The organism is Rhizobium sp. YS-1r, assembly GCF_000757525.1.
Taxonomy (GTDB): Bacteria; Pseudomonadota; Alphaproteobacteria; order Rhizobiales; family Rhizobiaceae; genus Neorhizobium; species Neorhizobium petrolearium.
This window is the reverse complement of record NZ_JPYQ01000006.1, coordinates 860,927-880,879: the sequence shown is the minus strand read 5'-3', so window position 1 is coordinate 880,879 and position 19,953 is coordinate 860,927. Positions and strand designations below refer to the sequence as shown.

Annotated in this window: 17 protein-coding genes, 1 tRNA gene and 2 pseudogenes; 11 read left to right on the top strand and 9 right to left on the bottom strand. The window is 59.8% G+C overall.

Annotated features, from left to right (window positions below):
* Nucleotides 1-25: 25 nt before the first annotated feature.
* The gene (locus JL39_RS08695; RefSeq protein ID WP_037148290.1) at nt 26-1,153 is read right to left on the bottom strand and encodes a BMP family ABC transporter substrate-binding protein; all 1,128 of its coding nucleotides are present in this window, start codon (nt 1,151-1,153) and stop codon (nt 26-28) included.
* A 340-nt stretch (nt 1,154-1,493) separates the two neighbouring features.
* Here JL39_RS08695 and JL39_RS08690 point away from each other — a divergent pair, with 340 nt between their 5' ends.
* The 4 genes and pseudogenes from JL39_RS08690 (at nt 1,494) to JL39_RS08670 (ending at nt 6,150) form a co-directional block, all read left to right on the top strand.
* On the top strand, nt 1,494-2,183 hold the full coding sequence (locus JL39_RS08690; RefSeq protein WP_037148288.1) for a GntR family transcriptional regulator: 690 nt from the start codon (nt 1,494-1,496) through the stop codon (nt 2,181-2,183).
* A 363-nt stretch (nt 2,184-2,546) separates the two neighbouring features.
* The gene (locus JL39_RS08685; protein WP_037148286.1) at nt 2,547-2,831 is read left to right on the top strand and encodes a helix-turn-helix domain-containing protein; all 285 of its coding nucleotides are present in this window, start codon (nt 2,547-2,549) and stop codon (nt 2,829-2,831) included.
* Between the two features lie 1,113 nt (nt 2,832-3,944).
* Nucleotides 3,945-4,457 (top strand): annotated as a pseudogene (locus JL39_RS08675) (transposase); the annotation flags it as partial.
* A 160-nt stretch (nt 4,458-4,617) separates the two neighbouring features.
* Nucleotides 4,618-6,150 carry a Fic family protein gene (locus tag JL39_RS08670; protein WP_052182740.1) on the top strand — a complete coding sequence of 511 codons (1,533 nt, stop codon included), beginning with the start codon at nt 4,618-4,620 and terminating at the stop codon, nt 6,148-6,150.
* Nucleotides 6,151-6,524: 374 nt separating this feature from the next.
* Here the strand turns inward: JL39_RS08670 and JL39_RS08665 are convergent, their stop codons facing one another.
* On the bottom strand, nt 6,525-7,889 hold the full coding sequence (locus tag JL39_RS08665; RefSeq protein WP_037148283.1) for an MFS transporter: 1,365 nt from the start codon (nt 7,887-7,889) through the stop codon (nt 6,525-6,527).
* Nucleotides 7,890-7,988: 99 nt separating this feature from the next.
* On the opposite strand from JL39_RS08665, the gene JL39_RS08660 reads away from it, so the two are divergent.
* The 5 genes and pseudogenes from JL39_RS08660 (at nt 7,989) to JL39_RS08645 (ending at nt 11,998) form a co-directional block, all read left to right on the top strand.
* Nucleotides 7,989-8,855 (top strand): LysR family transcriptional regulator, encoded by an 867-nt coding sequence (locus JL39_RS08660; protein WP_037148280.1) that lies wholly within the window; start codon nt 7,989-7,991, stop codon nt 8,853-8,855.
* A 100-nt stretch (nt 8,856-8,955) separates the two neighbouring features.
* Nucleotides 8,956-9,219: pseudogene (locus JL39_RS32430) on the top strand (transposase); the annotation flags it as partial.
* Nucleotides 9,220-9,633: 414 nt separating this feature from the next.
* Nucleotides 9,634-9,888, top strand: a complete 255-nt coding sequence (locus JL39_RS32425; RefSeq protein WP_037148759.1) for a helix-turn-helix domain-containing protein — start codon at nt 9,634-9,636, stop codon at nt 9,886-9,888.
* A 45-nt stretch (nt 9,889-9,933) separates the two neighbouring features.
* On the top strand, nt 9,934-10,323 hold the full coding sequence (tnpB, locus tag JL39_RS08650; RefSeq protein WP_052182739.1) for an IS66 family insertion sequence element accessory protein TnpB: 390 nt from the start codon (nt 9,934-9,936) through the stop codon (nt 10,321-10,323).
* Between the two features lie 67 nt (nt 10,324-10,390).
* The gene (locus JL39_RS08645; protein ID WP_037148278.1) at nt 10,391-11,998 is read left to right on the top strand and encodes an IS66 family transposase; all 1,608 of its coding nucleotides are present in this window, start codon (nt 10,391-10,393) and stop codon (nt 11,996-11,998) included.
* 350 nt (nt 11,999-12,348) lie between these two features.
* Here JL39_RS08645 and JL39_RS08640 read toward each other — a convergent pair.
* The 4 genes from JL39_RS08640 to xylF all read right to left on the bottom strand — a co-directional run bounded on the left by JL39_RS08640 (nt 12,349) and on the right by xylF (nt 15,968).
* A tRNA-Arg gene (locus JL39_RS08640) sits at nt 12,349-12,425 on the bottom strand.
* A 182-nt stretch (nt 12,426-12,607) separates the two neighbouring features.
* Entirely contained in the window at nt 12,608-13,393 is a 786-nt protein-coding gene (locus tag JL39_RS08635) for an ATP-binding cassette domain-containing protein (RefSeq protein WP_037148276.1), read from the bottom strand.
* A 27-nt stretch (nt 13,394-13,420) separates the two neighbouring features.
* The gene (locus JL39_RS08630) at nt 13,421-14,746 is read right to left on the bottom strand and encodes a sugar ABC transporter permease (RefSeq protein ID WP_037148274.1); all 1,326 of its coding nucleotides are present in this window, start codon (nt 14,744-14,746) and stop codon (nt 13,421-13,423) included.
* Nucleotides 14,747-14,927: 181 nt separating this feature from the next.
* Nucleotides 14,928-15,968 (bottom strand): D-xylose ABC transporter substrate-binding protein, encoded by a 1,041-nt coding sequence (gene xylF / locus JL39_RS08625; protein WP_037148272.1) that lies wholly within the window; start codon nt 15,966-15,968, stop codon nt 14,928-14,930.
* Nucleotides 15,969-16,170: 202 nt separating this feature from the next.
* Between xylF and JL39_RS08620 the strand changes: the two genes are divergently transcribed.
* Both JL39_RS08620 and JL39_RS08615 read left to right on the top strand, forming a co-directional pair.
* On the top strand, nt 16,171-17,397 hold the full coding sequence (locus JL39_RS08620) for an ROK family protein (RefSeq protein WP_037148270.1): 1,227 nt from the start codon (nt 16,171-16,173) through the stop codon (nt 17,395-17,397).
* Between the two features lie 4 nt (nt 17,398-17,401).
* On the top strand, nt 17,402-17,614 hold the full coding sequence (locus JL39_RS08615; protein WP_037148268.1) for a hypothetical protein: 213 nt from the start codon (nt 17,402-17,404) through the stop codon (nt 17,612-17,614).
* 3 nt (nt 17,615-17,617) lie between these two features.
* Here JL39_RS08615 and JL39_RS08610 read toward each other — a convergent pair whose 3' ends face one another.
* The 3 genes from JL39_RS08610 to JL39_RS08600 are packed head-to-tail and all read right to left on the bottom strand — an operon-like array spanning nt 17,618 to nt 19,952.
* On the bottom strand, nt 17,618-18,088 hold the full coding sequence (locus tag JL39_RS08610; protein WP_037148266.1) for a hypothetical protein: 471 nt from the start codon (nt 18,086-18,088) through the stop codon (nt 17,618-17,620).
* A 60-nt stretch (nt 18,089-18,148) separates the two neighbouring features.
* Entirely contained in the window at nt 18,149-18,994 is an 846-nt protein-coding gene (locus tag JL39_RS08605) for a transglutaminase family protein (RefSeq protein WP_037148263.1), read from the bottom strand.
* 16 nt (nt 18,995-19,010) lie between these two features.
* Entirely contained in the window at nt 19,011-19,952 is a 942-nt protein-coding gene (locus JL39_RS08600; RefSeq protein WP_037148261.1) for an alpha-E domain-containing protein, read from the bottom strand.
* Nucleotide 19,953: the final 1 nt, after the last annotated feature.

Below are 19,953 nucleotides of genomic sequence, written 5' to 3'. Positions count from 1 at the left end.
TCACGTTACGTCAGCCCCACCCGCATCAAGACGTCGATCCGACAACGCCTTCAACCAGATAGGCCATGCTTTCGAGATCGATCGCGTCCTCGGCGTAAGCCTTGTCGGCGGTGATCACGACATTGCCCTTGTTGTCTTTGAGTGGCCCCTTGAAGACGGAGAGCTTTCCGGCCGTGGCTTCGGCGAGCGTCGCCTCGAACGTCTTGCGGGCCTCGGCGGAAACGGCCGGACCAAGCGGGCTCATCTTGACGAAACCGTCCTTCAGGCCGCCGCGGACGAAATTGCCGAGCTTGCCGCCGCTCTGGGCCGCCTTGATGAAATTCGTGTAGACACTGCCCCAGGCCCATTCGGCGCCAGTCAGGTACTTGTCCTTTGCGAGGGGACTTTGGTCGGCGTGATAACCGCAGACGAATGCGCCGCGGCCGGCGGCGGTCTCGACCACGACCTTCGGACTGTCCACATGGCAGGTAATGACGTCGGCGCCCTGGTCTATCAGCGCGTTGGTGGCTTCCGCTTCCTTGACGGCGAGCGACCATTCACCGGTGAAGATCACCTGGCAGGTGATGGTCGGATCGACGGAGCGGGCGCCGAGGAGGAAAGCGTTGATGTTCTGCAGCACCTGCGGGATGGGCTTGGCGGCGACGAAGCCTATCTTCTTGCTCTTCGAGGCATAGCCGGCAGTGATGCCGTTCAGGTACTGGCCCTGATGGATATAGCCGAAATAGGAGCCGGTATTGGCCGGATGTTTGCCTTCCTGCCACAGCCCGCCGCAATGGCGGAATTCCACATCCGGGTATTTTGCTGCCATGGCCAGCATGTGGGGATCGAAGTAACCGAAGGAAGTCGGGAAGAGCAGGGCGGCACCATCGAGATTGATCATCGACTCCATCGTCTTCTGAACGTCGACGGTCTCGGGGACGTTTTCTTCTTCGACCAGGGTAATGCCCGGCATGGCCTTGATGACGGCAGCACCTTCGGCATGCGCCTGGTTATAGCCGTAGTCGTCCTTCGGCCCGACATAGATGAAGCCGATGGTGAGCGCTGTCTGGGCGGCCACAGGCGAGCCGGCCAGGCCTGGCACGATGCCGGCCAGCGCGCCGGCGGCGGAAGTTTGGAGAAAATTGCGGCGATTCATGGAAAGGAGTTTGGTCATCGGGAATCTCCTTGCGGCGTGTGGCCGGGTTTGAACGGGTGCCAAAAAGTGCATGCAATGTGTGTGCCAAAATTCAAGCTGTTGTTATTACTTAAAGAAATTTCACGCCAGTTCACGCTTTCTAGAAAAGTGCATACAGATTGATCGCAATATCGATTAATAAGTAATCAATGCTTATTGTTTGATCTGAATGCTGACCTTCAAGTGATATTTCAATTGCCAGAGGGTGGAAGTGCGTGATTAGAAAATGAAAAATTGCCAGTGACTTCTGGACGGAATTTGACTTGTCAGGTGCAGAAGGTCATCTGTATGCAGAACGTCGAAGCGAGCAGAGAGTAGCGTGAGCCAGATCAGACGCAGGGAAGTCACCCGAACCGGAACCACCGTCGAGCAAATGGTGCGGGCGATCGCCGACATGATCGTCACCGGTGCAGTGCTGCCGGGCGAGAAGCTCGACGAGGTTTCACTTGCTGCCCGGTTCGAGGTGTCCCGGACACCCGTGCGGGAAGCCCTGCGAGAACTTGGGGTGATGGGCTTGGTGGCCCGCGAACCCAACCGCAGCGCCGTTGTCACCAACGTCACCGAGGCCCATCTGCATTCGATGTTCGAGGCGATGGCTGAGCTCGAAGCGATCTGCGCAAGGCTCTCGGCTGAGCGGATGACCGTCGATGAAAGGCGAGCACTGGAGCTTGATCACCGGGCATCCATAAAGCTGGTACATACCGGCGCGGAAGAGGATTATTCGGCGCACAACACAGAGTTCCATACGCGACTCTATCGTGGTGCGCACAATGAGCATGTTTTCGAGCTGGTGACGCAGACCCGTGCCCGGCTGGCGCCGTTCCGCCGGGCGCAATTTCGTCTGCCGGGACGCCTTGCAAGGTCTTATGAAGAGCACGACGCGATCGTCACCGCGATCATGCGAGCGGACGGCGCGGCCGCGGGCCAGACGGCCTATTCGCATGTTGCCATCGTCAGCGATGCCAGCACGGTGTTCGCGGTTGCGAAGACAGGCAATCGGAAGGTGTGATAGTGCACGAGATTGGCAAAGACCGGCGCGCCGGTGGGGCCGTGGCCAAGCCGCGGATTAGATTTTCCGTGAAGGCATAGCCAAAAGAAAACTCCGTATATCCAACCGTGATAACAGCCCACACCGCCGCTTCAGTTTATCGCACCTGCCGCCCCCCGACTCACCCGCTATGTACAAACTCTGTGCACGAACTACCCTTACGACCAATCAAATGAACAAAACTTGACATTACCCCAAGCGTCGCGGCTTTATGTGCAAAATTCTGGACGTGAGAAGGCCTCGTGTCCACTCAAATGAACAAAGCAGGTAATAACCGTGCCCCGTCAGAGAAGCTACTCCAGAGTTACGCACCAGGCACTCGCCATGCTGGGCAAGCTGATCCGCGTCGGCCGGGCCGAGCGCAGCCTGACCGCGCAGGAATTGGCGGACCGCGCCGGCATCAGCCGCACAACGCTCTCCAGCATCGAAAAAGGCGCGCCGGGGCCTGAGATCGGTCTGGTCTTCGAAGTCGCTTCCCTCGTGGGAGTGCGCCTGTTCGACTATGACGAGCGCACGCTCCAGTTGCGCAATGCGCGCCTGGATGAAAAACTGACCCTGCTGCCCAAGAGCGTCCGCCATACGGTGAAGGAGGTCGATGATGACTTCTAAGGGAGATGCCGCAGAAGCCTTTGTCTGGATGTGGCTGCCGGGGGTGGGCGGAGACAGCGGTTCTTTCGGATCGAACGGATTTTTGAAAGAATTTTGAGGCTCTGATTCCCCAACGTTCTTTAGGATGTCGCCGAATCCTGAACGTTTTTTCAGTCTTGCTGCGAAATCTGAAAGGATTTTAAAATCGCTGAACGTTTTTTTGAGGACTTGAGATGGCGGATTTCCAAGTTGGACAGCTTTGGCTCGTTGAGAACTTGCACGTTCCTCCTCCGTCAGCGACCTCCTACGCGGGCCGGGAGCGCGACGCACGACGATGGCCGAACGATCGAGAAATATAGTACTCCATACGCGCCCGCAGATACAATCGCGGGCCACCTCAAGTTTGCCTAGAAAAATGAGCCCATCGATAGTGCAGTGATGGCCGCCGCCAGGCGGGCGATCGGCCCCGCTGTTATCGAGGACATGGACCACGCTGAACCCACGGGGGCCTTCTCCCGTCGTGCGAGGTTCCTATACGAGTTCTTCACCGGGGAAATCTTGGATCTGCCAGACGCACCGGTCGTGCAACATACTAAAGCCCTTGATCCCGACTTGAACGTGGGATCCGTTGGTGTCAACTCGGCTCGTCACCGTGTAACGAACAACATGCTAGATGGGGTAACGGGCTGATCCCCCACCCGGCAGTATTTGAGATGCTGGTGGTCATCCCTCACAATGATGGTGTCGCGGAGTCAGGATAGGCCTGCTCCAAGCATCAAGGCGAGATGACCGTGAAGCACTATGCCGGTATTGATGTATCATGGGTATACTCCAGTGTTTGTGTTGTTGATGGCGTCGGGAAGCAGCACCTCGGTGACTGCGTATCGTTAGATTGGTCGGCCGGTCCTCACCGACCCCATAGAGCAGCGGCCTCCATGCCGACTGCGGACAGAAGCAAGTGACCGGCGAGGGATGAAGCTCAAAAGGGATTGACTCGGGAAGGCCCGTTACAGAAGCCCGTCTTATTCACGACGTTGAGTAGGTTTTGGGCAGGAAGGTTTGGACGTGGGGCGCCGTTGCCTCTGTTTCGCCGCGGGGCATCGGCGCCCCGGCCTGTTGACTATTAGCGCGGCGATCTGGGGGGAAGTGATCCGGATTGACGAGGATCGGATCAAGGGCCATCTGGGCGAGATGGTGAGGGCACGGTCGAAGAAGCGCTGAATGCGATGTTCGACGCGGAGGCGGGCCGATTGTGCGGCGCTGGTCGCTATGAACGCAGCGATGGCCGTCAAGATACGCGTGCAGGTAGCTATGAGCGAGCGCTGCACACGACGGCTGGCGAAGGGAAGCTGAAGGTTCCGAAGCTGCGGCGACAGACGTTCGAGACAGCGATCATCGAGCGCTATCGAAGACGCGAGAGCTAGGTCGAGGAAGCATTGATCGAGATGTATTTAGCGGGTGTCTCTGTCCGCCGTGCGGAGGATATCATCGAGGCGCTTTGGGGCACGCGCGTCAGCCCCGGAACGGCGTCGAACCTCAAAGAAGATCTATGCCAAGATCGAGGAATGGCGGAAACGGCCGATCGATGGCGCTTATCCCCATCTTTATCTCGACGGGATCGTGATGAAGCGGACCTGGGCTGGGGAGGTCCGCCTCGCAATCAATAGCGGCATCGTCGCAGGGGGGGGCGTTTTTTGAGGGTTTCGCCAATTCTTGAATGTTTTTTTAGCGCGCTGAACGTTTTTTGAGACTTGCGCCAAAAGCTGAAAGAATTTTAAGTTCGCTGAACGTTTTTTGAGGATTTGTGATGGTGGACGTCCCTGTCGGGCAGCTTTGGCTGATTGAAAACTTGCACTTGCGCGTGCCTCCCCCAGCAGTGACTTCCTACTGCGGGCCGGGTGCAAGGCGCACAACGACCGGAAATGGCCGGACCATCGAGAAATACAGTACTCCGTATGCGCCTGAAGATACAACCGCCGGACACCTGAAATTCGCACTGAAAAACGAGCCTGTCGATAGCGCTGTGATGGCGGCGGCCATGAAGGCGATCGATCCCGGTGTCATCAAGGACATGGTTCGCGCCGAGCCCAACGGAGCGTTCTCCCGCCGTGCGTGGTTTCTGTACGAATTCTTCACGCGCGAAACTCTCGATCTCCCTGATGCTCCGGTGGTGCAGTACACCAAAGCCCTCAACCCCGAACTTAATGTCGGCTCTGTCGGTGTCAACTCGGTTCGCCACCGTGTAACGAACAACATGCTTGGTGTCCCGGGATTTTGCGTTACCGTCCGCCCGACACCCGCGATCAGAGGGTTTCAAGCCGAAGGTATCGATGAACAGGCGAGAGAGCTGGTTCAGGACTATGATCCGACGGTCCTGGCCCGCGCGGTGAATTACCTCTACACCAAGGAAACCAAGTCTTCATTCGAGATCGAGCGCGAACGCGCGACAGGCCAGAAGGCGGAGCGCTTCATAAACGCGCTGCGGAAGACGGCATCCTTTAACCCTGCTAGTGATCAAGACCTCGTTGACCTTCAGAACCAGATTGTTGATCCGCGATATGCTGCCAAGGGATTTCGCGACTTCCAGAACTTCGTCGGCGAAACGATCGGATATCGCGAGAAGGTACACTTCATCTGCCCCCGTCCTCAGGATCTCCCGTCTCTAATGAAAGATTGGGCATCGATGTCCGAGCGGCTGCAGGGTTGCGACGACGCGGTGGCGGCGGCGGCGGCAATCTCCTTTTCCTTTGTATTCCTGCACCCGTTCGAAGACGGGAACGGGCGCATCCACCGATTCCTGATCCATCACGTATTGTCGAGAGAGGGGTTCACTCCGCACGACGTCCTGTTCCCGATATCGGCCGCAATCGTCCGCGACCAGAAATTATATGACGCAGCCTTGGAGTCGTTCTCCAGGCCGACAATGGATTTTATCGACTGGGAAATGAACCGTGCGCAGCAGGTCGTGGTGACGAACGACACATCGGCCCTTTATAGGTACTTCGACGCAACGGAGCTTGTCGAATATCTCTACGCGAAGATCTCCGAGACGATCCGGATCGACTTCAAGGAGGAGCTCGATTTCATGGCTGTTTACGACACGGCGTATAACGCGGTGAGGGAAGTTATCGATATGCCGGATAGACGGGCTTCCATGTTCGTCAATTTCTACATGCAGAACCATGGCTCGATCTCGAAGCGAAAGCGAGCCATGTTCGATGAACTTTCGGATGAGGACATCGAGGATCTCGAAGCCGCGATCCGAGAAGCCTTAAGCCCCGAACCCGCGGACAATGGCGATGATGAGCGGGAGGTGCCGTCGCCAAAGAACGGCTTATAGCGTGGCGACCCAGCATTGAAAGGTCCGTGACGACGGCATCTATGTTCTGCATTCGTTTGCACTCATGTTCACCGGCCTTTATCGACCAAAAACAGTAAAATGCCTGTAATCGAGCCTCATTCATGAAATTCCTCGGGTAGTCCCACAGGAGCTAAACGAACGTTAGAGTTCCCCCGGCTCTGCCGGGGTGGCAGTAGAAGTTTGAGCATTGGGAGAAAGGCGGCTTTAGAGTGCTATAGCGTAGACGTAGTGCTCATCATCATCTGGCGTGGCCCGCCAGATCCGCCGATTGCGCGCTATGACGCGATACTCTGCGCCATAGACGCATATTCCCGCCGATTGCCGCATCGCGCGTCAAGGCGCTTGTGCTCATTTCAAATCTCGCGGTTGAGACAGAAGAACGAGAGCGCAGCGCCGAGAAACAGCAGGACCACCGCGACGATGAGCGAGAGATGCATGCCGTGCATGAACGCGGCGGGCGCCGTGTCTCGCACGAAATACCCGCACGTCGCGACGCCGAGCATGCCGCCCACTTGCCGCGCCGTGTTGAGAACACCCGACGCGATGCCAGCCCGTGATGGATCGACTGAGGAGAGAGTCACATTCGTCATCGTCGGCACCATCAGCGCGATGCCGCTCGCCGCCATCAGCATCGGCATGGCCAGTTGCCAATAGGAGCCGCCGACACTGACCGGGATCAGCAGAAGATATCCAGTCGCTGCCAGAAGGAGGCCGAACACCATGAGCCGGCGCGCTCCAAGGCGCGTGATCAATCGGCCTGCGATGACGTTCATGACCATGAGGACAATGGTCATCGGCAGGAAGGCGATGCCGGTTTCCTGCGGTGAAAGATGCTGCTCCAGTTGGAAGAACAGGCTAAAGACGAAGATCAGGCCGTAATAGGCGAAGTTGACGAGGACGCCGGTAATCGAGGCGATCGAGAAGTCGGGACTGGAAAAGAATGACAGCGGCAGCATCGGTGCGTGGCTTCGCGCCTCGATCAGGATGAAGCCTATTGCGGTGAGGACGGCCACGAGAAGGGCCACCAGAATCCGTGGATGCGTCCAGCCGAGATGCGCCGCGTCCGTCAGCGCCGTTGCCAGCGATGCGAGCGCGATGATGGCGGCTGCCTGCCCAGGCATATCGAGCGACCGACCCTCGTTTCTGGGACTGGCTGAGGAATAGCGCAGGATCAGGACCAGGCCGAACAGCCCGACCGGAATGTTGATCAGGAAAACGCTGCGCCAGCCCATATGCGTCACCAGAAAACCACCGACCACGGGACCGGCCGCCAGTGCAATGCCGCCTGCGGCTCCCCACCAGCCGACCGCGCGGTTCCGCTGTTCCTTGTCGGGAAAAGCCTGCTGGAGCAGTGACAACGAGTTCGGAACCAGCAGCGCAGCGCCGACGCCTTGCGCCAGCCGCGCCACAATCAGCGTCACCAGCGTCGGCGCCAGACCGCAAGCAAGCGAAGCGAGCGTGAAAACAACGAAGCCGGTGATGAAGATTGCCCGCGCCCCAAAGCGGTCTCCCAGGGCTCCGGCCATGAGCAGCAGGGCGGCAAAGATGAGCGTGTAGGCGTTGACGACCCATTGGAGGCCGGCGACATCGGTGGAGAAGCCGGTGCGCAAGGCGTCGAGTGCGACGTTGACGACACTGACGTCGAGAAGAACGACCACGAAACCAAGCGCGGCGGCAGCAAGCGTGATGCGTGGGTGTAGGGGGGAAGAGACAGTCATCGAGACAACCTTACAAAGGTAATTTGTCTCGAAACTACGCCGATGATTTCTGTGCGAAAATTCGGTATATATGCCAGTGCACCTGGAGAAATCGCACCGATGGCCGATTGGGAAAATCTTCGTCATTTCATGGCAGTGGGGCGCAACGGCACCCTGTCCGGCGCGGCGCGTGCCTTGAAGGTGGACCACGCCACGGTGAGCCGCCGGCTGGCGGCGCTCGAAGCCGAACTCGATGTGATGCTGGTCGACCGCCTGCCGCGATCCTGTCGTTTGACGGCGATTGGCCAGCAGGTTTTCGATCAGGCCGTCACGATGGAAAGTGCGGCGGACGGCGTTGCCAGGATTGCCCAGGCTGCGCATACACCGCTTATCGGCAAGGTCACGCTCAGTGCTCCGCCGGTGCTGGTGGCGCATCTACTGGCGCAGTATCTTGCGGACTTTCGATATCTCTATCCAGATGTCCGTCTTTCTCTCGCTGCGCAGGCGCAGCAGGTGTCGCTCAGCCGCAGGGAAGCGGATGTGGCGATACGGCTGGTGCGGCCCGAGGAGACCGGCAGTTTCGCGCGAAAAGTCGGGACGATGGCATTCGGTCTCTACGCGCGCCGGGACTATGCGCATCGAGAGGCGCCTGATCGATGGCAGTTCATCGCTTACGACGAGAGCTTTGCCGACATGCCGCAGCAGAAATGGCTGCTCGGCATTGCCGGCGCACGGCCGGTTGCGTGCGAGTTGAGCGACATCAGCGGGCATCTTATCGCGGCGCGGGCGGGCGCAGGTGTCGCGGGACTGCCCTGCTTCTTGGGCGACGCCGACCCGGACCTGATGCAGGTCGGAGAGGACGTTCCGCCCTTTTCCAGGGAGATCTGGCTTATGGTCCATCGGGACCTGCGCAGGATGTCTTCCGTCCGTGCTGTGATGGATTTTGTCGTCGCGCTCATTACCCAGCATGGCGGCTTTTCTGCGTGATGAGGACGCCGGGGTAACAGAGGTATCAAAATGCGACATTAGAGGGCTATAGCGTAGACAGTAAGCGCGCATTTCTCTGCGCCTGTGCTTGCTGTGAGTGATGATGCAATTTGCGTCACGCCCGAAGGAGGGGCGCGATGCGATGGATGGAAATGAGAGAAACAGTATTAAGCTGAAGCCGATAGGCATCCGGGCGAATGGTGGCCGGGAATATGATCCGGCTGACAAGGCGCGGTTGGTCCTGGAATGCCTGAAGCCCGGGGTCTCGGTTGCCGGCATTGCGGTGACACATGGGTTAAACCCGAACCTCGTGCGCAAATGGATTAGCGATTACCGGAAACGGCAGAGAGACAGGCAAAGCCCTGCGTCTCCCGCACCTTCAGCGTTTATTGAGATCGTTGCGGCTGGCGAACCGCTCAAGGCCATAGCGACATCCCCCGACCCGGAGCATCAAAGCGTCCGGCCTGATAATGCCGGGGCATGTGTGCAGTCTGCTGGCCTGTTCGGGCATGACGCAGCGAGTGACATTGTGCGGGAAAAGGTAACGCCGCTGCTGGCAACCAGTCTGGAAGCGCTGACAGACGCAGTTGTGAACGCGGTTGCGGGCTGGCGCCCTGAACTTGATCCGATGGTTGCCCGGCGCACTGTTGAGCGTCGCAAGCGCCTTGGCGAATTGGGTGTCCATGGAGATGACGACAGCGCCGTCGAGCAGGCGTCGGGGTCCGGAGGGGGGCGCACGGAACTGCTGGATATTGGCGATGGCAGCAAGGCGGAGGGGCTGGCCGCTTCGTTGTCCGATGGGCCGCCGCGTTATCTGCGTACTTATGATGCTGCCCTGTTCCTGAGGTTGTCAGCGCGAACGATGGAAAAGCACCGCTGCTGCGGTACGGGGCCGGTCTATCGCAAACTCGGTGGCCGGGTCGTTTATGCACTTTCCGACCTGGAACATTGGGCGAACCGGGGTATCGTCAGTTCGACGTCCGACAGCACAATGGTCCGCGCGGCCAGACTGCAGCGCCAGAGGGAAGAGTGATCATGGCCCTCGAAACTATAACAGCCGTCATGATGGGCCTTTGCCATGCTGCGTCTGGCCGATGATGTGAAGGTCTATCTTCACCGCGAACCGGTCGATCTGAGAGCGGGTATCGACAGTCTTGCGATATTGGTCGAGCAAACCATGCAGCTCGATCCGTGGTCTCGATCCATATTTGCGTTTTGCAACCGCCAGCGGGACCGGATGAAACTCCTGTTCTTCGATCGGCAGGGGTTTATCCTGGTTCTGAAGCGGCTCGAAGCCGACAGGTTCCGGTGGCCCCGCCGGGCGGAAGCGGTTCTGACGCTCACGACGGAGCAGCTTCATTGGCTTCTGGACGGCATCGACATCGATGCGGTGTCCCGTCATCCGGTACGACGCTATCGTAGTGTTGCCGGCATTGTGCCGGAACCCGAAGGGCGCGTTTTACTGTAATAGCTTCAGCCAGCCTCTGGCGAGAAAATCGTTGACCTGACAGGAGGCTCCTGATTCAAGAATCGGGATGAATCCAACCTGTTCGACGTCAGATCCCGATGAACTGCTCGCCCAGATCGCTGCGCTGAAAGCGGAGAACGGGAAACTCGTCGAGAAGGTCGCAGAGCTTGAGCAAGCGCTCGTCCTTGCCAATCTCAAGCTCTACGGGCCGAGCAGCGAAAAACTCGACGATCGCGTCTTCAATGAGGCCGAACAGGCCGCCGCGACTGAGAGCGTCGAGGAATATAGCGATGACGGCGGTGATGACGCCACCGCCATCGATTTGCCGGATACCGGGCTTGCCGAACTGGGGGAGCAATTCCGCAAAAAGCGTGGGCGCAAACGCCTGCCGGCTCATCTGCCACGTGAACGGGTGGAATACGATGTGCCGGAAGATCAAAAGCTGTGCCCTTGCTGCCGTCATCCGATGCACAGAATGGGAGAAGTCGTCACCGAGCAATTGCATGTGGTGACGAGCGCGAAGGTCTTGCAGAATGCACGGGTGAAGTACGCCTGCCGGAATTGCGAGCGCACCGGCATCAGCACGCCTGTGGTGATCGCGCCGATGCCGACGCAGCCCTTGCCGGGCAGTGTCGCCACGCCCTCGACGCTGGCGTTGGCGCTAGTCAGCAAATATGTGGATGGCATGCCTCTCTATCGTCTGTCGCAGGCATTTGACCGGATCAATGTGCCGATGAGCCGTGGGACATTCAGCAATTGGGTGATCCGCGCCTGCGATCTGCATCTGAACCGCATTTATGATGCCTTGAAGGAAAAGCTTCTGGCCCAGCCCGTTCTCCATGGCGATGAGACCTGGGTGCAGGTGCTGAAGGAAAAGGGCCGGAAGCCCCAGAACAAATCCTACATGTGGGCCTTTCGCAGCGCGCAGGACAGCGAACAGCCAGTCGTGCTATTCGAATACCAGCCTGGTCGCGGCAAGCAGTATCCTCAGGCTTTCCTTGGTGATTATCGCGGCCTGCTGATCAGCGATGGCTACGAGGCCTGGCGCACGATCAGCGGTGCCATGCATTTTGGCTGCATGGCGCATGCACGCAGGAAGTTCAACGATGCGCTGCTAGCCATGAAGAAACCCGGTGGCGCACCGATGGAAGCCCTGAAGGTGTTCGCAACGCTTTACCAGATCGAGAAGCAGGCGCGCGAAGACGAGCCGGGTGACGGGGAAACACGCCACGCCTATGCATTCCGGTTGCGCCAGCAGCATAGTGTGCCGGTGTTGATTACCTTCAGGCAATGGCTCGAAAAGATATCCCCGAAGATCGCCCCGAAAAGCAAGCTCGGCAGAGCCATCTCCTATACGCTGAACCAATGGGATTATCTGGTCCGCTACACCAGTGATGGCCGGGTTCCGATCGACAACAATATACTCGAGCGCGATATCAGGCCTTTTTGCACGGGGAGAAAAAGCTGGCTCTTCAGTGACACTGTTGATGGGGCAAAGGCGAGTGCGGTGGTTTACAGTCTGGTCCTGACCTGTCGGGCTTGCGGCGTTGATCCCTTCAAATGGCTGAGCCACGTCCTGACGGAATTGCCCAAGCGTAACAGGGAGGATCCAGATATAGACGACCTGCTACCGTTCAACTTCGCCAAGCAGGTGGAAATCGGCGTCGCCGCCTGAGCCGGCTTCGTGTCGGCCAAGGTGTCCACCTGGAAGGTGTACCCCTACCGGGCCGCCTTCATCTCGTTATAACTTCCCGCATCCCGAGCCACCTGGAAGAGATTACACCAAAAACCAAGGGGTACACCTTCAAGGTGGACACCTTGAATTGCCGTGCAAAGAAAACCGCGCTTACGTTCTGCCTTGAGTCAAAACACGTCATTCGACCGGAAGCGATTCGAACTTCTTCACCGCCAAACGCCGCCGTTTCTACGCCTTTTGACCACGGGCGATTTCACGCGTCCGATCGACCGCAATTCAGGCGGAGATCGGCGGCGTTTTTCGGCGTTTAAGTAGTGAAAATGGGAATTTGGCGCACCCGACAGGATTCGAACCTGTGACCTTTGGAATCGGAATCCAACACTCTATCCAGCTGAGCTACGGGTGCTAACCGTGCGATGCGATGACTCGCCGCGTCCGATGGCTGGTTCTTAACCCAGGATGACGGCCGCATCAATCGCCAATTTCAAGAGAATGGGTGGAACCGGAAAAGATCACCGGTTCCACCTTGACCCGCCCTTCTGCGGCGGCGGATCGGGAAGGGGAGGCGCTGCAGCGTTTTCAGATCGATCACGCCACTTTCATGGCGCCCGGTCCCGGGCTGGCGCCAGGCGGTACCTTGCCGAGGATGATCATGCCAAGCACTTCGTCCTTGGTGACGTCCCCGGTGCGGGCGTGGCCCACCACCTTGCCGTTCTTCATCACGAAGACGCGGTCGGCGAGATCGAAGACATCGTGGATGTCGTGGCTGATCAGGAAGATGCCGATCCCCTCCCGCTTCAGCTGCTTGATGAGATCGCCTACCTGGGCCGTTTCCTGCGGTCCGAGCGCTGCCGTCGGCTCGTCCATGATCAGGATGCGGGCGTCGAAGAGGATCGCACGGGCAATCGCTACCGATTGCCGCTGGCCGCCCGAGAGCGCCTTCACGGGCTCCTTGAAACGCCGGAAGTTGGGGTTCAGGCGCCCCATTACCTTGCGGGTGCTCGCCTCCATGGCAACGTCGTCGAGCGTGCCCCACTTCGTCCTGAGTTCGCGGCCGAGATAGAGGTTGGCGGCGGCGTCGACGTTATCGGCGACCGCGAGCGTCTGATAGATCGTCTCGATACCGTATTTCTTCGCGTCACGTGGATTGCGGATATCGGCGGGTTCGCCGTTGATCAGGATTTCGCCCTCGTCGCGCCGGTAGGCGCCGGAGAGAATCTTGATCAGCGTCGATTTGCCTGCGCCGTTATGTCCGAGCAGCGCCACGACCTCGCCGGGAAAGAGGTCGACCGAAGCGTTCTCGACCGCATGAATCCCGCCGAAGGAGATGGAAATGTTCTTCATTTCCACGAGCGGAGTGGTTTGTTCCGTCACGATGAAAACTCCTATCTATTTGGCCCGTTACTTGGCTTTGGCGCGGTAGACGGTGTCGAGCCAGACGGCGAGCACGAGCACGGCGCCGACGACGATGCGCTGGAAGGGCGTGTCGATGCCGAGCAGCACCATGCCGGATTGCAGCGACTGCATGAGAAGCGCGCCGAGCATGGCGCCCGCAATCGTGCCGACGCCGCCGGAAAGCGACGTGCCGCCGATCACGGCCGCGGCGATGGTGTAGAGTTCGTCGAGCTCACCTTGAGCGTTGGTCGCGGCGTTGAGACGGGCCGTGGAGATCGCCGCGGCGATGGCGCAGAGAATGCCCATCAGGGCGAAGATCTTGACGGTCACCCAGCGGGTCTTGATGCCGGCGAGTTCGGCCGCTTCCGGATTGCCGCCGATCGCGAAGACATAGCGGCCGAAGCGGAGCCTTGTGGCGATGAACGTCATGACGATGCCGACGGCGATCGCGATCAGCACCGGCACGGCGATGCCGTGGGAGATGAAGAGCCCGCCTTCCGGCCAGGGGATACCGTTTGCTTCCGCATAACGGCGGGCGATGTTGATCGGCCAATAATAGTCGTTGGCGATCGAAACGACGCCGAGCACGATGATGCAACCCAATGCCGCCAGCACGTATTCGGCCCAGATCGGCCGGCGCGGAAAGTGGAAGCGTTTGCGCTGGCGTCGGCCGTTGATGATCGCGGCGACGATCGCCAGACAGGCGAGGATGCCGACGATCCAGCTCCAGGTGGCGCCGATCGAACCGTCCGTGCCGCCGCCCATCAGGCGGAAATTGGCATCCATCGGCGCGACGGTCTGGCCGCTCGTCACGTACCATGTCGCGCCGCGCCAGACGAGCAGACCACCGAGAGTGACGATGAAGGAGGGGACATTGAGAAAGGCAATAATCGCGCCCTGGAAGGCGCCGATCAGGCCGCCGACGATCAGGCCGCCGGCGAGCGCGATCGCCCACGTGGCCGGATGGTTGAAGCCGAGCACCTGGGGCAGGAGCTGCGCCTGCAGGACCCCCATGATCATGCCGGTGAAGCCGAGGATGGAGCCGACGGACAGGTCGATGTTGCGGGTGACGATGACCAGCACCATGCCGGTCGCCATGACGGCGACGGAAGCGGTCTGCACCGAGAGGAACCAGAGGTTCCGGGGCGTCAGGAACAGTCCGCCGGTCATGATGTGAAAGCCCACCCAGATGATCAGCAGTGCGCCGATCATGCCGAGCAGACGCGTGTCGATCTCGGTTGCACGGAAGAAGCGTGCGACGAGGTTGCCCTCGGCCTGTCCTGTTCCTCCCGATGTCGTGGAATTCGTTGTGGAATGTGCCGTGTCGGCCATGTCTTGCCGTTCTCCACCGTTCTTGAGGCCTTTCGGTCTGGACTGACGTCCGACCGAGCCTCCGGATGACGCTCCGCCGCTTCTTTCTCGTCTCGTGCGACTGCGCCATTTTACGCCGAAAACCGGCGCCGCGGCAGGGGGCTGCGGCGCCGGACTATTTTATCGGCCCGAAATAGCCTGCTTAGTTGCAGGCGGCGACTGTGCCGGCCTTGACGCCCTGGCAGGCTTCCGCCTTGCTGATCCAGCCGGCCTCGATGACGACGTTCAGGTTATCCTGAGTGATCGGCAGCGGCTTCAGGAAGACCGACTGCATCGGCTGCTTCTTCGGTCCGCCGTTGAAGGTCTGGACGTTCGGGATCTCGGTCATCTTCTTGCCGGAGGCCAGTGCAAGCGCGATCTCGGCGGCAGTCTTGCCGAGTTCACGCGAGTCTTTCCAGACGGAGACCGTCTGGGTGCCGAGCGCCACGCGGTTCAGCGCTGCCTTGTCGGCGTCCTGGCCGGAGACCGGAACGGAGCCTGCAAGACCCTGGGCGTCGAGTGCTGCGATCGCGCCACCGGCCGTGCCGTCGTTCGAAGCCACGACTGCATCGACCTTGTTGTCGTTCTTGGTCAGGAACTGTTCCATGTTCTTCTGGGCATTTTCCGGTTTCCAGCCGTCCGTATAGGCTTCGCCGACATTCTTGATCTTGCCCGCGTCGATTGCCGGCTTCAGCACTTCCATCTGGCCCGAAAACAGGAAGTCCGCATTCGGATCGGCGGAGTTGCCCTTGATGAAGACGTAGTTGCCTTCCGGCTTCACCTTGAACACGCCCTCGGCCTGCATGCGGCCGACTTCCTTGTTGTCGAAGGTGATATAGAAGGCTTCCGGATTTTCGATCAGGCGGTCGTAACCGACGACCGGGATGCCTTCGGCGGCCGCCTTTTCGATCGCCGGCCCGATCGCATCGCTATCCTGAGCCAGAACGATCAGCGCATTGGCCCCCTGAGAGATCAGCGACTCGACGTCGGTGAGCTGCTTGGAGGCAGAAGACTGGGCGTCGGCGGAAATATACTTTGCCCCGGCCGCTTCGAGCGCCTTCTTGATGGCTGCTTCGTCGGTCTTCCAGCGTTCTTCCTGGAAGTTCGACCAGGATACGCCGACGACGACCTGCTGCGCCATGGCGACGGTGTGCATGGAAACGAGGATGGCCGCGCCGGCCATTAACTTTACAAACGATCTCATCATGTCCTCCCGAGTGACGGCGGATGGGCCTCAAGCCTCCGTGCTCTCCCCCCGCCAGATTACCTGCCGGAAAAACGCCAGCGCTTTTTTCTCGACAGTCGAGAAATCAGATGTCAGAGATTCAAAGGACTGTCAATCGGCACTTGTGGAGGACAAGGCACTGCCGTATCGACAGAATGAGCGAGGAGGAACAGCGGGGTCCATGCTGGCGAAATCGAGCACGGAATTGGTCCGGCAGCAGAACAGTGCGCTTGTGCTGGCTGCGTTGCGTCGCCGTGGCCGGCTGGCCCACACGGAAATCTCCGATGCGACGGGGCTGGCCTCGGCAACCATTTCCGCCATCACCGCCGATCTCGAGCGTGCCCGCATCATCGAGAAGAGCGAGCAGCAGGCAGCGGCCGGTCGGGGCAGGCCGCGCGTGCTCTTCAGCCAGCGGCGCACCTGCGGCTATCTGGTCGTCGTCATCATTTCCTCCGATTCCATCCAATATTCCCTGGTTGATTACGCCGGCACGCTGCTTGACCGGTTTGCCGAACCGCGCGGGCAGGGCGGCACAGACGCTTTCGTAGCTTCCATCTCCGCGGCGCTCGAACGCGTGGTCGCCCGATCGAGCATCGACCGCGACAGCGTGCTGCTCGTCTCGGTCAGCAGCAAGGGATTGGTTCATCCGGGCAAGCCCGTTCTTGTCTGGTCGCCGGTCTTCGGTCTGCAGCCGGTGGATTTTACCGAGGTGCTGGGGCGCGGATGGCCGGCCAGGGTCATCCTCAACAACGAGACCCTGCTGGTGGCAGGTGCGCTGCTTGAGCGTGAGGCGAAGAAGGAGGGCGGCGGCGAGCGGGCGCTTGCTGCACTTTCTCTCGGTCACAGCATCGGGCTCGGTATCGCCCGCCGGAATGCCGCCGGCGTTGCGGAAATTTCCGCGCCGAATTTCGGGCATATGCTGCATATTCCCAATGGCGGGCTCTGTCGTTGCGGCGCGCGCGGCTGCATCGAGGCCTATGCGGGCTTCTATGCGATCCTTCGCATGGCTTTCGAAGTGCCGATGGACACGATCCCGGCGAAATTCGTGCCGATTGCGGAGATCGACAAGATCGCTGCTCAAGCTAGACAGGGCAACCGCATGGCTCAGTTCGCCTTCCGCCAGGCGGGCGTGGCGCTTGGCAACGGGCTTTCACGTCTGCTCAGTCTCCACGGCCATATGCCGGTCTTCATCACCGGACCGGGAACGAGGCATCAGGATCTTCTGCAAGCCGGCATCGAGGAGGGGCTATCCCAGACCCAGGTCGTGCGGCTCGAAGGGATGCCGGCGCTCTCCGTCGTGCCGGAAGAACCTTCGCTGGTCTTCGAAGGTCATCTCAACCTTGCGTTCTCCATCATCGACAAGGATATTATTCTCTCGAGGCCCCATATAAGGGCAGCTGGAGAATGATGCCATGATCGATCCGGACCATCCCTTCTACGAGCCGCTCTGGCGACGGTTGCTGATCCCGGTGATCTGCGCCATCTGGGCGGCATTCGAGCTTTATACGGGCGAGCCGTTCTGGGCGATCATCGTTGGGGCCATGGGTCTATATGCGACCTACAAACTGTTCCTGGAAACGCGCAAACCCGGTGCCCGGAAGCCCACAGAGGAACCGAAGGAGTAGGCTCTAGCGCCAGAAGAGCCCTTTGATCGCAGTATCGATCAGCAGGTTCGCCGTTTTCATGCGGATATTGGCGTTATCGCGGAATTCCGGTGCGAATCCATCGGGATGGTTGGTCTTGGCGAACTGCCGCCGCTTTTCGGAGAGTGTCGCTTCGGTGTCGGCCGCGGTGATTGCGAGTTCCTCGGCGATCTCTTTCTCCGTCAGCCGGAGCAGATGAGCGGGAATTTGGGGCGCCGACTTTGATTCTTCCGCTTCCGTGAGGGGCAGGTCGAACTCAGGCAGTTCCGGTAGGAAGGCAAGATAGGCTTCCGTTCCGGTCGCGGCCAATGCCTGTCCTTCATCCGTCGGCGCAACGAAGCCCATGCCGAGCCCCTTGATGCGGAAGCTTGCCTCCGTCTCTTCGGCTTCTTCCTCGCCGCGTTCTTCTTTCAGCCGGGTCAGCACCGACTGGAAGACCGATTGTCCGAACAGCATGCTTCATCCTTTTGCATCGAGGAGGAAGAGAGCACGCGGAGATGGTGCAGGGCTTGCGGTTTACGCCTGGCCTTGCGTCTGCCCCTGGCTTTGCTTCTGACGCTGAGTCTGCATTTGCGCCACGGTCAGCGACACCTTGAGGTTTTCTCCCGCCGGGCCGATGCGCATGCCCGAGACCGGCGCGCAGTCGCGGTAGCAAAGGCCGGAGGCGATCCGCACGTACCTGTCGTCCGGGCAGATCTTGTTGGCCGCGTCGAAGCCGACCCAGCCGAGACCCGGCAGATGCACTTCCGCCCAGGCATGGGTGGCGACCTGTTCGGTCGCGCCTTCCATCAGCAGATAGCCGGAAACGTAGCGTGCCGGGATATCCAGGAAGCGCGCCGCCGAAACGAATATATGCGCATGGTCTTGGCAGACGCCGGTTTTCGCCGCAAGCGCTTCTTCGGCGGTCGTTTCGCTGTTCGTCGAGCCGGGCGTATAGGCAACCGTCTCATGGATCGCTTCCATCAGCGCATGCATCTGGGCAAGCTCGCTGTCACCCTTGACGCTCCTTGCGAGTTCCCGGACGAGCTTGCCAGGCTTGGTGCGCTGCGTGTCGCGCAGGAAAAGCCAGAGCGGGCAGAAACCCTGATGCTGCCCATAGACGCCGGCGCGATCCTCGGTCTCGACCTCGCCGGAGGCCACGATGCGGATCATATGCTCGGCGCCCTCCACGGAGACAAGCTCGGTGCGGTTGCCGAACTGGTCGGCGTAACCCGCCTCGATCTTGGCGCCGTCGACGGTGATCGACCAGTTCAGCACTTTTTGGCCCGGCCCATCGACCGGAGTAAGCCGCAAGCGCTGCAGGGAGTAGGATACCGGAGCGTCATAGAGATATTCGGTCGTGTGGGAAATCTTCAGCCGCATGTGCGGTTATCCTGCTCTACTGGTAGAAACGGTAGCCTTCGGTGATCTCGGCGCTAAGCTGGTTGTTGCGGCTGACGAAATCCTCCAGGAATTCGTGCAGGCCCTGATCCATGATGTCGGTGATCGTGCCGCGCTTCAGCGTCGAGCGGATGGCATCGGCCGTTTCGTGCGCCTTCAGCCGCTCGCCGTAGTCTTCGGCGATATAGCCGAGATTGCTGACGATCTTCTCGTAGCAATAGGCGAGCGAACGGGGCATCTGCACCTTGAGGATCAGGAAGTCCGCGATATTGGCAGCCTGATATTCTCCGTCATAGACCCATCCGTAGGAACGCTGGGCGGAAACCGATCGCAGGATCGATTCCCACTGAAAATTGTCGAGCGCCGATCCGACCTGGCTCACCGACGGGAGGAGCACGTAATATTTTACGTCGAGGATGCGGCTCGTATTGTCCGCCCGTTCGATGAACGTGCCGATGCGTGAGAAGTTGTAGAGGTCGTTCCTCAACATCGAACCGTGAAAGGCGCCACGGATCAGGCCGCAGCGCTGTTTGATGACGTCGATCAGCTCTGGCAGGTCAGCGGGCTTCAGTTTGCGGGAAAGCCGGGCCTTCAGGTCGATCCAGCATTCGTTGGTGGCTTCCCAGGTCTCGCGGGTCAGCGCCGTGCGCACCATGCGGGCGTTGTTGCGCCCGAATTCGATGCAGGACATGACGCTCGACGGATTGGACTGGTCGCGCAGAAGGTAGTCGATCGCATCCGTCGCCGTCAGTTCGGCATGCACTTCCGAATAGGCTTCGCGCACGCCGGCGCTTTCCAGCACACCGTGCCAGTCCTCGTCCGAAGAGCCGGCACGGGTCAGCGAGACGCGCAGGCCGGCATCGACAAGGCGGGCGATATTTTCGGCTCTCTCGATGTAGCGGAACATCCAGTAGAGGCCGTTTGCAGTTCTTCCGAGCATA